Annotated in this window: 11 protein-coding genes; 9 read left to right on the forward strand and 2 right to left on the reverse strand. The window is 51.4% G+C overall.

The features are described from left to right. Positions 1-13: 13 nt before the first annotated feature. From CLM58_RS12360 to CLM58_RS12405, 9 genes are all read left to right on the forward strand, one after another. Positions 14-1,903, forward strand: a complete 1,890-nt coding sequence (locus CLM58_RS12360) for a bifunctional sugar phosphate isomerase/epimerase/4-hydroxyphenylpyruvate dioxygenase family protein (protein WP_095596212.1) — start codon at positions 14-16, stop codon at positions 1,901-1,903. A gap of 143 nt (positions 1,904-2,046) precedes the next feature. Further along, positions 2,047-2,952: a LysR family transcriptional regulator gene (locus CLM58_RS12365; RefSeq protein WP_095596213.1), complete on the forward strand. Its 906-nt coding sequence runs from the start codon at positions 2,047-2,049 to the stop codon at positions 2,950-2,952. 110 nt (positions 2,953-3,062) lie between these two features. Beyond that, positions 3,063-4,226 carry a mandelate racemase/muconate lactonizing enzyme family protein gene (locus CLM58_RS12370; protein WP_095596214.1) on the forward strand — a complete coding sequence of 388 codons (1,164 nt, stop codon included), beginning with the start codon at positions 3,063-3,065 and terminating at the stop codon, positions 4,224-4,226. A 452-nt stretch (positions 4,227-4,678) separates the two neighbouring features. After that, positions 4,679-5,869, forward strand: a complete 1,191-nt coding sequence (locus tag CLM58_RS12375; protein WP_095596215.1) for a site-specific integrase — start codon at positions 4,679-4,681, stop codon at positions 5,867-5,869. A gap of 127 nt (positions 5,870-5,996) precedes the next feature. After that, positions 5,997-6,323, forward strand: coding sequence for a hypothetical protein (locus CLM58_RS12380; RefSeq protein WP_095596216.1), 327 nt, complete (start codon positions 5,997-5,999; stop codon positions 6,321-6,323). Positions 6,324-6,453: 130 nt separating this feature from the next. Continuing rightward, positions 6,454-7,266, forward strand: a complete 813-nt coding sequence (locus tag CLM58_RS12385; protein ID WP_095596217.1) for a hypothetical protein — start codon at positions 6,454-6,456, stop codon at positions 7,264-7,266. Positions 7,267-7,442: 176 nt separating this feature from the next. Further along, entirely contained in the window at positions 7,443-7,697 is a 255-nt protein-coding gene (locus tag CLM58_RS12390; protein ID WP_229666104.1) for a helix-turn-helix transcriptional regulator, read from the forward strand. Positions 7,698-8,240: 543 nt separating this feature from the next. After that, positions 8,241-9,395 carry a hypothetical protein gene (locus CLM58_RS12400; RefSeq protein ID WP_095596219.1) on the forward strand — a complete coding sequence of 385 codons (1,155 nt, stop codon included), beginning with the start codon at positions 8,241-8,243 and terminating at the stop codon, positions 9,393-9,395. A gap of 338 nt (positions 9,396-9,733) precedes the next feature. Further along, a complete protein-coding gene (locus CLM58_RS12405) occupies positions 9,734-10,756 on the forward strand; it encodes a hypothetical protein (protein ID WP_095596220.1) in 1,023 nt (340 codons plus the stop codon). A 218-nt stretch (positions 10,757-10,974) separates the two neighbouring features. Here the strand turns inward: CLM58_RS12405 and CLM58_RS17025 are convergent, their stop codons facing one another. Then, on the reverse strand, positions 10,975-11,643 hold the full coding sequence (locus tag CLM58_RS17025) for a hypothetical protein (protein ID WP_143226568.1): 669 nt from the start codon (positions 11,641-11,643) through the stop codon (positions 10,975-10,977). Further along, entirely contained in the window at positions 11,643-12,212 is a 570-nt protein-coding gene (locus CLM58_RS12410) for a hypothetical protein (protein WP_095596221.1), read from the reverse strand. The genes CLM58_RS17025 and CLM58_RS12410 overlap by 1 nt, the downstream gene beginning before the upstream one ends. Between the last annotated feature and the right edge of the window lie 179 nt (positions 12,213-12,391).

Here is a 12,391-nt window from a genome sequence, read left to right on the forward strand (position 1 = left end):
AAGGGACACGGACATGAAAACCTCTATTGCGACAGTTTCGATCTCTGGCAGCCTTCGCGAGAAATTGACCGCGATCGCCAAAGCTGGGTTCGACGGTATCGAGATTTTCGAACAGGACTTCATCGCTGACACCGGTTCCCCGCGGGAGATCGGACAGATGATCCGTGACCACGGTTTGGAAATCACCTTGTTCCAGCCATTCCGTGATTTCGAAGGGTTGCCAGAGCCTTTGCGGGCCAAGGCCTTTGATCGGGCAAAGTATAAATTCGACACGATGGCAGAATTGGGCACGGATCGGATTCTGGTCTGCTCGTCTTGCCACCCTCAATCACTGGGCGGGATCGACAGGGCGGCCGACGACTTTGCCGCGCTTGGCGAAATTGCGGCACAATACGATATCTTCGTCGGGTACGAGGCCCTTGCCTGGGGCAAGCATGTCAATGACCATCGCGATGCCTGGGAGGTCGTCCGCCGTGCAGACCACCCGAACATTGGCCTGATTGTCGATAGTTTCCACACCCTGTCTCGCAAGATTGATCCGAATACGATCCGACGAATTCCTGGCGACAAAATCTTCTTTGTTCAGCTGGCAGATGCGCCGTTGATTGACATGGATCTTCTTTATTGGTCTCGCCATTTCCGGAATATGCCGGGCGAGGGGGATCTTCCTGTTCTTGATTTCATGCGCGCTGTGACGGCAACGGGCTATCAGGGGCCGATCAGCCTAGAGATTTTCAACGATCAGTTCCGCGGCGGTCGGCCCGAGACGCTGGCGGTTGATGGATACCGGTCTTTGGTCGCGCTGATGGATGACGTGCGGCTGGCCGAACCGGCGCTAAAAGTGGATACTCCGAACATCCCTGCCAGAGTGCGCCTTGAGGGGGTGGAATTCATCGAATTTGCGACGCGTGGCGAAGAAGCAAAGGCTTTGGCGCGGACGCTGCAATCGATGGGGTTTGTCCACGAAGGTGACCACATTTCCAAGAAGGTCGCGCTGTGGCGTCAGGGCGATATCCGCATCATCTTGAACCAAGAGACCACAGGCTTCGCCAGCTCGGCCTACACGATGCACGGAACGACCATTTGTGATCTGGGCCTACAGGTTAGCAGCGCCAAAGACACCACCGAACGTGCTTTGGCCCTTGGCGCGACGCCCTTCAACCAACCGGTCGGACCCGGAGAGATGGAGATCCCAGCCATCCGCAGTGTCGGGGGTAGCCTGATCCATTTCATCGATGAACAAAGCGGTCTGTCTGACGTTTGGTCTGTCGAGTTCCGTCCCGTGTCGGAACCAAAGGATTCTGACTGCGGGCTCGAGCAGGTCGATCATGTCGCCGAGACAATGAACTATGACGAGATGCTAAGCTGGGCGCTTTTCTACACAACCCTGTTCCAGATCAGCCGTTCGCCGATGGTGGATGTGGTGGACCCTGACGGTCTGGTGCGCAGCCAAGCGCTGCAAACCCCGGATGAGGCCGTCCGAATTACCCTCAACGGCGCAGAAACGCACCGGACCTTGGCCGGCAGTTTCCTTGCAGACAGCTTTGGCGGTGCCGTTCAGCATGTCGCTTTCTCGACGCCTGATATCTTTGAAACGGCGACACAGATGGCCGCGAACGGATTCCAAAGACTAGAGATGACCGGTAACTACTATGCAGATGTTGCTGCGCGGTTCTCGTTGGACGCAGACGTTCTAGAAAAAATGCGTGCCTTTGACATCCTGTACGATGAAGACGAAAGCGGTGCGTTCTTCCAGTTCTACAGCCAGCCCTTCAATGGCGGCTTGTTCTTCGAGATCGTTCAGCGCGTCGATGCCTATCAGGGGTACGGAGCGCCCAACGCCCCGTTCCGGATCGCCGCGCAGAAAAGAAAACTGCGTACCAAAGGTGTCCCGTCAAAATAGACACGGCTTAGGACAGGGACCCAAGGCGACTTTCAAGAGCAGGTAAATCAAGGATGCCTAGCCTCTGTATACGCCCCCTAATGGAAGCGATTGATCTGGCTGTATGCTGATGCAATTATTGTATCAATATACGGGGGGCGCCGGTGAACCTTGATCTGTTTGAAGACTTTCTAGAACTGGCGCGCGAATTGAATTTCTCGCGGGCAGCGGCAAAGCGGAACATGACACAGCCCGCCTTCAGTCGACGGATTAAAAGCCTCGAAGACGTGCTTCAGGCCCCCCTTGTCAGTCGGTCCACGCGCAGTGTCACACTGACGCCGGCCGGGGAGGCTCTGCAAGGTCGGGCCGAAGACATCGTGCGTATGATCGCCGAGACACGGCAGGATGTTCAGGACGCGGCGGGGCAAAGCCGTCGTCAACTCAACCTCGCGGTCACCCATGCGCTATCCTACACCTTCGTTCCTCGTTGGCTGATGCAAGTAACAGGACCCGCCGAGCTTGGGACACTGAACATGGTCTCGGATACGCAAAGGCAGTCCATCCGGCTCTTACAGGCCGGTGAGGTCAATTTTTTAATTACTCACATGGGGTTGGATCTGCCAAGCGGGCTTTCCAGGCGCCAATTCAACGCCATTCAAATCGGTGAAGATCGGCTTGTGCCAGTGTGTGTGCCGCTTGCCGATGGGTCACCACGCTGGTGCTTAGGCGGCGAAGATCCGTTCCCCGTGCTTGATTATGCCGAGGCATCTGGTCTTCACGCTATCCTTAAATCTTACTGGGCCGCACATGGGCGCCCGGGAATGACGCCGATCATGAGTTCGGTATTGGCTGCGACCAACTTGGAGATGGCGAAAGAAGGACAGGGCGTCTCCTTCCTGCCTAGCTCAATCGCAGAGCCGGACTTGGCAGCGGGGCATCTGGTGCATGCAGGTGACCTAAAAAACGAAGTGCCGATTAGGATCATGATATTTCGCAGCAAAGCGCGCCTTTCGCGACATAGTGAGACGTTTTGGCAGCGTGTGGTCGAAAACAGAGAGTCCGATCTATAACCTATATGTATAAATAAGGCCGGTAAGAGCATTGGATTTTCGTTGGGCCAGACAGTTAGGGTACCGTCAAACAGCCGTAGCGCGGCGCCATTGAACCAAAGGACCACCCGATGCGCATTGTCGATATCTGTGAAGTAACGAAACCTATCTCTTCCCCCATCCGCAACGCCTACATTGATTTCAGCAAGATGACTGCAAGCCTTGTGGCTGTCGTTACCGATGTCGAACGGGATGGGCGGCGTGTGGTGGGATACGGGTTCAATTCCAATGGGCGGTACGGGCAGGGTGGTCTGATCCGAGAACGGTTCCGGGATCGCATTCTAGAGGCTGATCCAGCGTCTTTGCTGAATGAAGACGGGTCAAACCTTGATGCTCATAAAATTTGGGCCGCGATGATGCAGAACGAAAAACCGGGCGGGCATGGCGAACGCTCTGTTGCGGTTGGGACGATCGACATGGCGGTTTGGGACGCCATCGCCAAAATCGAACAGAAACCGCTGTTTCGTCTGCTGGCCGAACGCAAGGGCGTCGAGGCCAATCCCCGCGTCTTCGTCTATGCCGCTGGCGGGTACTATTACCCCGGCAAGGATGACACGGCGCTGCGCCAAGAAATGCGCAGTTACGTCGATCGCGGGTATACCGTCGTCAAGATGAAGATCGGAGGTGCGTCCCTTGCCGAGGATCAGCGCCGGATCGAGGCTGTCCTGAATGAAATCGGGGATGAAGCGCAGTTGGCAGTCGATGCCAACGGCCGCTTCGATCTGGAAACAGCCATCGCCTATGCCAAGATGCTGCGCCAATATCCGCTGTTCTGGTACGAAGAGATTGGCGATCCGCTGGACTATCGACTTCAGGCAGCAATGGCAGAGTTCTATCCCGGCCCGATGGCAACCGGCGAAAACCTGTTCTCGCACCAAGATGCCCGGAATCTGCTGCGTCATGGCGGGATGCGTCCGGATCGCGACTGGCTGCAATTTGACTGCGCCTTGTCCTACGGGCTGGTCGAGTACCTGCGAACATTGGATGTGCTGGACGAACTGGGTTGGTCTCCAACCAGATGTATTCCGCACGGCGGGCATCAGATGTCCCTGAACATCGCAGCCGGTCTGGGGCTTGGCGGCAATGAAAGCTATCCTGATCTGTTCCAGCCCTATGGCGGATTTCCAGATGGTGTCGAAGTGATAGACGGCCATATCACGATGCCTGACCTTCCGGGAATCGGGTTTGAGGGTAAGTCCGATCTTATTGCCGTGATGCGGGATCTCGCAGAGTAGCTTTGAGTTCGCTCTGCATCAGGGACGCGCCTGTGCGATAAGAAGCCGGTTTTGAAACGTCCAAAGTAGGATTGGAAATTCGCGATAAGAATTTCCAACGCTTTTCAGCTGGCCGGCAAAGGCGATCACCTAGCGCAAATCCACACGCAACAAAAAACCCGCCTCGAAATCTCGAAGCGGGTTTTTTGTGTGCAATCAACGCCTTGCGGGATGATTGGCTCCGGCGGTAGGGATCGAACCTACGACCAATTGATTAACAGCCGCGTCAGGGCCATTTCTCCGCATTTCTCCGATTTTCGCTACACCTACAAAAATGACGTAAAAACAATTATTTACGTTGACCGTTTCTGCGCAGGTGACTCATGAATAACGTCAGAATTCGCTCCCTGCTGCTTCCGTAGTGCTTCCGTAGACCGGGAGAGGGGGCGAAAAACGAAGGCGGAGTTCATGGAGTGTTTAAGCTGACCAAACGCAGCGTCGAAGCGCTCGAGATCAAGGAGAAAGACTACTTTGTCTGGGATACCGAGATAGCGGGTTTCGGTGTCCGCGTCTTTGCGTCGGGTCGGAAATCGTACTTGGTACAATACAGGGCAGGCGGCCGATCAAGACGGCGGTCCATTGGTCAGCACGGGGTGCTGACGGCGGAAGAAGCCCGACAGGAGGCGCGAAAACTTTTAGGGGAGGTAGCAAAAGGGGGAAACCCTGCAGAGGAGCGCCAGCGCATGCTCCGAGCCCCAACCGTTTCCTCCCTCTGCGACCGCTTCTTGGAAGAGTACGCGGCGCACCATTGCAAGCCGTCCACGCGCAAGGGATACGAGATCGTCGTTCGGACCTGTATCAAACCCAATTTAGGAAGTCGTAAAATCGTGGACGTGACGCGGGCCGAAGTGGTTGAGTTTCATCATGGACTGCGGGACCGGCCTTACATGGCAAATCGTGCCGTGAGTATCCTGTCAAAGATGTTCAACTTGGCGGAAGATTGGGGGTTGCGGACGGATGGAACAAACCCGGCGCGGCGCATCCGAAAATTCCGAGAAGAAGAAAAGAAGCGCTACCTGTCAGATGAAGAACAGGCGCGGCTTGGAAAGGCGCTCGCGGAAGCGCTGGAGACAGGGCAGGAGTCGCCTTACGCGGTTTCAGCCATATACCTGCTTATGTTGACCGGCTGCCGCCTTGGCGAAATCCTGACGCTGCAATGGGATTTTGTGACGGCGCATCATCTGGAACTGCCGGATAGTAAAACCGGACGGCGTCGTATCCCGCTTCCAAGGGAAGTCTATGACGTTATCATGTCGCTGCCGCGTCGTGAGGGAAACCCCTATGTGATCTTAGGCGAGACGGAAGACGGTCATCTTGTGAACCTTCAAAAGCCGTGGCTTCGTATTCGCAAAGCTGCTGGCCTTGAGGATGTTCGGATGCATGACCTTCGCCACACCTATGCAAGTGTTGCGGTTATGAGTGGTATCGATCCATTCCTTCTTAAGGAGATCATGGGGCACAAGAACCTGCAAACGACTTTGCGTTATGCGCATTTCGCAGATGAGGCAGTTCAGCGCGCGGCGGGTTCGGTTGCGAGCAGGTTGGCGGGGGCATTAAAGGCCAGTCCTTCAGGTAAACCTACTTTACGCGTTGTTGGAGTGTGACTCGACGGTTGCGGTGCATGTTTCTTTTAGGCTAATCGAGTGGAGGTATTTCTACTTGCCGCTGTTGCGGCTGCCTGCTTCAAGTAATGGCGATGAGTACGGTTCTGAGTGAATATTGGAGGCAGAAATGGGCGAGAAAATTGACCAAACCTTTTGGGAAAAAATCTACTATTGGCCTATCGGAAAAGAACGCATGATGTCACCTAAAGGGCGTCTGGTGTCTGAACTGATTGATATTTTTGGGATGGTAATTGTCGCTGCACTGGGCGGTATGTTCTTGGCGTTAGCGGTTTTCACAGAAGACCGAGAGGGATTGTTTTTTACCTACAGCAGTAGCGGCGAGAGGTACTGGTACATGGTAATAGGTGCCGGATTTATACTGTTTTCTTTGGGTGCAGGAATTGCGCGCCGGATCATTATTTTACCTCCCAAACATCTCAACGACGAAGGTTAACTGGCACTCCTGACGCGCTCGATTTCAGGCACGTTCTGCGCCAATAAGTATCTGGATCGATACCGCATAATGTATCCTAATGGGCTTTGCTGCGTATCGAAGCTAAAAGGCTCCTAAAAGGAGTCCATCAATGCGATTTGACCTATCTCGCTATTACAATCTGCTTCAAGTATTTGACCTGGCCGGACGGCGGATTTTTGGCTCCGAGTGGCAAGGTGACGAGGTGGGCGCCCGTCCGGTCGCTGACCCAAACAGTATTAAAAAACAGCGATACGAATTTCGAAACAAAATAGCTGAACTTGATGGTCAAATCGCGCCTTTGCAGGCCCAGTTTGGCATCGACCTAGACATTGAGGAAGCGAAAGAGACATCTGAAAAGTTGCGCCCACTTAAACAGAAAAGAAGCGCATTGGTTTTGGAGTTCAATAACTTGCCCTATCTGACGGAAAGTTGGGTCGCGAGCGACAACGCTTTTAAGCGTAGAATGAGAGTCGAAAACGAGCTTCGCGCTGCCTTTCGCGAAGAAAAGCTAGAACTCATTCTTAGCACCGCCGATGTTGTTAAATGGCGGCATTGGGAAGAATATTCTGACTTCAAAGTTTATTTTGATCTTTCGATGGTTCGGCTGCCTCTCAGCCATACCCAGCAGCGCAGGCGCGCTGCGGGTTTTGTTCGCAAACCTGACCTAGATGCATGGCTGGTCCGGTTCGGAGCCGCCAAAATTACGGGAGAACCAGAGGAGCGAGAGCATCTTAGAAATTGGCTGGAAGACAAGGTGCGGAGTGACAAAGCCAAAGCGCGAAGTAAAGAGAGTTATCGCGCCGAGGCACAGCGCCGTTTCCCTAGCATTACAATTCGAATGTTCAACTCAGTCTGGGATCAGGCAGTTCCAGAAGCTTGGAAGCAACCGGGCCGCACTCGTACTAAATCAGGTAAAAAATAACGCGGATTGGCTTTCTAATTAGCAGCTTTCTTAAGAAATATTCAGTCAACACGTTGAAAAATATAGTGAATAATTAAAACGCAAAATTGTGCTGATTAAAGTTTTTTGTGCAGACTATTTCAGAACCGGACGCTGAAATAGCTTCAGTTCACAGGCAAGACGCCAAGCAACCAGCAATGGGAACTGAAGAGATGATGAAACAAACAAACTTAGATGATGAGGCACCCGACCTCGACCAACTCATGGATGAACGTCAAGCAGCGGATGTGCTGTGCTACTCCGTGCGCGCGCTCCAGAACTGGCGACATCGTGGAGGCGGTCCGCGTTTCGTAAAAGTATCGGCCCGGTCCGTCCGCTACCGTCGTCGCGATCTACTCGATTGGATCAATGAGCGCACCGTGGGCAATACTACCCAGACACCACTTCAATAATCTAGTTTTGCCCGTGTGAGGTTGGCAGCGTCACACGGGATTTTGGGGCCGGATGGCTCTTAAGGGCGCGAGGTCAATCGCCATCTCGCGCCCTTCCTTTGTCCAAAAGACGGCGATCACTGTAAATGAAAGGAAATATTCGAATGAGCAATCAACCAGTAAACAAGTTCAAACTCGGACTCATCACAGCGGCAATCTGGGAGAACAACGGGTTCTACTCCGTTGAAATTTCGCGATCTTACAAAAACGACGCTGGAGATTGGCGATCCACGAACAGCTTTTCGCACAGCGATTTGTTGAACGTTTCCAAATGCGCCGAACGCGCAGAAACTTGGATAGGGCGACGTGTCAATCAAGCTCAGTGAGGTTGGCCGGACTCTCGAGTCCGGCCCCAAAATAATTGCTGCCCCGCCGGAGGCGCAATTCCGGTCAATTTGAAAAAACTTTCACAAAAACTTGCAAATCAAACATGTCGCACAGCGACAAAGGGGGGTCCCTGTAACACCCCCCTCATCAATGACATAGCGCAGTCTGGAGCACAGAATGTCCGAATACAAAATCGTTTACTCCGGAATTGATACATTGGATTTCGCCGTTCGGGGCGCTTTTCCAAATGATGTTTTAGAAACCCTAAGAAATGCCCGAGAAGAAGCGGAAAAAACAGAAAAGGATCAGCCAATTAAATTGGGGAAATCGGATGTTTCTTTCTTGGTAAAACCGCACGGAAAACGCGGGGGATATAAATACGTATTGGTAGATGGGCCTACCGGCGCAATTTATTCGGTAAAAGCAAATACCGATTTGGACGAATGGAACTTATTCATTTCAATTCGGGCAAGTCGTTTGCTGACATACGGCTATGAAAAGACAAAAGTTTGGATATTCGAAAAGCTCGAAAAAATCGGTTTTCGCACATTAGAATTTAGCGTGAATAGAATTGATTTTGCTATTGACGTTAAAACCAATGGTTTTGAATTGGAGCATTCAAAACTCATTACACCGGCAAGAGCTAAAGTGAGTTCGTATTTATCAAACGAAAGTGACTTGGACGAATCCGGCAATCAAATCAGGTCCGTGGTCCGTGCTGGACGGTTTGAAAGTATTACTGTCGGGAAAATGCCAAATCGTCAGGTGATTATTTATGACAAACGCCGCGCTGCTATCGATCAAAGGCAGCCTTGGTGGTTTGATGCATGGAAGGTGGATAGAGAGGACCCAAGTGTTCAAATCTGGCGCGTCGAAATTAGGGCAGGTCGGGACGCTCTAGCGAAAAAACTTCTGAGACGCAGTTTTGAAGCGTGCGAGGCTGAACTTCCCGATTTCTTGAAAACTGCGCTTTCCGAGGTGCGATATACTTCGCGACGGGACACCTCAAATGTTTCGCGGTCATTGGAGCATCCGCTTTGGTCAGAAGTCCGGAAACATGCAAAAAATGTCTTAAAGAAAAAGGAAGCTCCAGTACTACTCGAACGAGTGCTACGAATAATGCGCGACCAAAGGCGAGATATCGCGATTCCTCAAAGTTTCGGTAATTTGATTAATGCGATGGTTCTAGATGGTGTTAATCCAATCGAAATATCCAGTTCGTTTCCCGAATTGGCTTATCGATACGCTGAGGAGTATTTGAGTTCTATCAGCGAGCCAAAATTGAGAGCAAAGGCTGAAGAAACACAGCAGCGTTTGAGTATGTTTTGTTGAAATATATTTGAACAAAGTGATCGGTTAGATCGCACGGTAAAAGCAATTGAATTCCCAAGGAAAAAATGGATTACATCCGCTGTTCGTCACTATTAGATTTCCTGCAATGTGGTTTCCCGAAAGCGGACAGCCAAGGACGCCGGCAAAGCTACTTTAGGGAAGTGCGATCAAATAGTTTTTAATTTACTCCATCTTTGCTTTTCCGGTTGCAACAGAGGCCGAATTCAATGGAGATTTGATTAGCTAGCGCGCTTCCAATATGTCTCAAAATCTTGCGCAGGATCGTGAGAGCTATTCGATGAGATATATAATGGCCTCGTGATTTTTGAGAAAATGAAATGATCCTTTACAAGACCATCGCCCTAAAATTCGGTCACCATCTCGAAAACGAAAAACCCGAAAGTATACCTGGCCCCGATGGGCAGTTGGTTTTGTCTGAGGAAATCCGTCAGCACTGGCAAAGAGTTTTAAATGATCTCTCCTCAGCAAGAATTTACTTACTTGACCACAATGCAGCGAATTACCTCGATTCCTTAAGAATGGATGTCCAAGGAATGCCATGGGAGAACCGGTCAGAGGCCGACATACAGGGCTATGTCCGCGAAGTCAGCCTCCCGCGAGACCTCATTTGGATCGAATACGACGACCGCAAACTTTGGGAACATCGTGTCGCGCGAAAAATAACGACACTGAGCGAAGACGAACTGAGCAGCCGGCATCAGCGAGGGTTTCTCTTTGACAATAGGTCTTCCGAAAAGCTGAGCGTGCGTCTTTTCTCAGCAATGACAGACACCATTTTTTTTGATGCGCCGTTCGTACTCGAGATATCGAAATCACAAGATGGTCGGCCTGACTTTAACAACACCAAGTGGAAACTCGAGAGAACCGTAATTGCGGGACTGATGAGGGCAGGATTATTACGAAACGAAGCTTCTATAAGAGAACACTTCGATGAACATAAAGGTCACCTCACCTACGAGATGGTGATCGGATTTATGCTCTTTGCAGCTCTTGCAGCACGTGAGGACGATTTGCTGTCGCAAGAGGTTGCAAGCCTTTCAGGCCGTCAAGCCAAAACAGCACGGAAATTTGGCAAGACTTGGATGACAGAAACACTAAAGTCTCACGTCACCATTCGAATTGGACCTTCGGCTGAACGGCATTTGGCTGAGCAACGGGCAAGAATTGGATTTGAAAGAGAACAAGCCGCAAGCAGAGCTACGCCCACAGAACATTGGGTGGCCGAACATGAAAGACGTTATTCGAACGGAAAAGTAGTACGGGTTCGAGCGCACAAGCGCGGACGAATAGCTAGTCGGGATTTGCCTACGCGCGTCGTGGGGCCGAGAGTGACGGGCTGAGCTCTGACAACCGCTCTTCAACGTCAACTGAGACTGACTTGTCTGGATACGGGCCCAGAACCGATATCCAGCATCAGATCAATATGCCGCATTGCGGCCCGTCAAACCGGTCGTTCGCTGCGCTCGTAAGGCTGAGGAATGCGCACCTGTATTCAGGAAACCGTCAAGAAATCACTATACAAAACCTGACGGGTTAGTCTGGATGCACAGACTCACCTCTAGCGGGCTTGATAGTCGCGGAACACTTTCTCGAACGATCCTCGAAGTCGTATTTCCAAGTCAGGTGTTAGCGGTGAAAGGCCGATTTCATATTCTTTTCTATGACGAGCAAAGAGCTTGTCGACTGATCCGGCGTTTTGAGTTGATACAAAAAACCGGTTGTTGGAATAAATGTCGTCGATTAACCCTAAGAACGACCTCCCTAAATCTACCCCAAGAGAGCTGCTGAGGTAGTATTTACATTCAACCGACATGACAACTTTGCTTGAGCGCGGATGCACATTGTTGGAACGGCACGTGTTTGCTTCGTCCTGATAAACTACTGCAACGTCGCACTCGTGATTCACTCGAGACTTGCCAGAAACATAAATGCCGATATGAGCCTCGAGTATTGGACTTCGGGGGAACCTAATTTCAGCATGACAGTAATCATGCCTAGTGGAGAAAATTGAACTCGGTGATGTACGGAAAAAGAAATTTTTTGCTGGTGATCCACTGCGGGTAAACAACCGGATTGTAGCGCCTTCTCGCCTTGCAGCATCGAGTACCAGCGCCCAAACGTAGCACTCATAAAGATCATTGCCAGCCGAAGCGGCTGTCAGATTGGCACTAGTCGCCGAAGCAATGGCTGCGGAGATATCTTTCCACATGTCTGAGCGAAGTGACATCAGGAAAGGTCCTGGTTTTGGGGAAAATTACGTTGCTTAATTCCCGCTTCTTTTGAAAGTTCGGATAGAAGCAAGGACAGCCTGTTTGTTTTGGTGCGAGATTGTTCAATGTTTGCGCGCGAAATTTTGGACCAACTGTCCTCGTCAGACTCGCCGATCTCACCCAGGCCCACTAGGTGAACATCAGGAACAACTTCTGCATCTTCGTCTATAACTCCAAAGTCCTCGATAGCTTGCATGAACTGTTGAGCCATCATTTGAGGCGCAAGGTATGCCATGCCAAGCGCCCCTAATAGCATGTTGAGTTGCTCAGTTGGCTCATAGTCTTCCCTGCCAATGAAATCACCACTGGTCGCCCTCCGAGATCGTGGAACATCAGCTATCACGTCCAGTCCTGGGCTTTGACGGACAGTCACTTTCCGCTCAACCTGCCGGCCAATTTCAATATCAGACCGCCATTGGTTAATGATTTCTGCGATGCCTGCCTTGTCCTGTTCGGTCGCTTCGCTGCGTACTTTCTCTTCGATAAAGTTGACCAGTTTTGTTACTTCATCATTTGAAATCGTCATTTGATAATTGCTCCGCCAATGAGCTCATTGTCTTCAGCAATATTACGCAAAGGGTACGCTATAGAAAGCCGGAACCAAGCTCGGTGTTTTCGAAAGGTCAACTTCCGGTCGGCCCAAAGCGAACCTTGATCAGATGCTGCAGCCGCAGCGTGGTTTGCCGCCATTCGTAACAGCGTAGT

This window comes from Actibacterium pelagium (assembly GCF_002285415.1).
Taxonomy (GTDB): Bacteria; Pseudomonadota; Alphaproteobacteria; order Rhodobacterales; family Rhodobacteraceae; genus Actibacterium_B; species Actibacterium_B pelagium.

Excerpts from the sequence above, each read along its gene's own strand:
- CLM58_RS12360 (WP_095596212.1), top strand. The coding sequence starts at position 14 with ATGAAAACCTCTATTGCGACAGTTTCGATCTCTGGCAGCCTTCGCGAG.
- CLM58_RS12370 (WP_095596214.1), top strand. The coding sequence starts at position 3,063 with ATGCGCATTGTCGATATCTGTGAAGTAACGAAACCTATCTCTTCCCCC.
- CLM58_RS12380 (WP_095596216.1), top strand. The coding sequence starts at position 5,997 with ATGGGCGAGAAAATTGACCAAACCTTTTGGGAAAAAATCTACTATTGG.
- CLM58_RS12385 (WP_095596217.1), top strand. The coding sequence starts at position 6,454 with ATGCGATTTGACCTATCTCGCTATTACAATCTGCTTCAAGTATTTGAC.
- CLM58_RS12390 (WP_229666104.1), top strand. The coding sequence starts at position 7,443 with ATGGGAACTGAAGAGATGATGAAACAAACAAACTTAGATGATGAGGCA.
- CLM58_RS12400 (WP_095596219.1), top strand. The coding sequence starts at position 8,241 with ATGTCCGAATACAAAATCGTTTACTCCGGAATTGATACATTGGATTTC.
- CLM58_RS12405 (WP_095596220.1), top strand. The coding sequence starts at position 9,734 with ATGATCCTTTACAAGACCATCGCCCTAAAATTCGGTCACCATCTCGAA.
- CLM58_RS17025 (WP_143226568.1), bottom strand. The coding sequence starts at position 11,643 with ATGTCACTTCGCTCAGACATGTGGAAAGATATCTCCGCAGCCATTGCT.
- CLM58_RS12410 (WP_095596221.1), bottom strand. The coding sequence starts at position 12,212 with ATGACGATTTCAAATGATGAAGTAACAAAACTGGTCAACTTTATCGAA.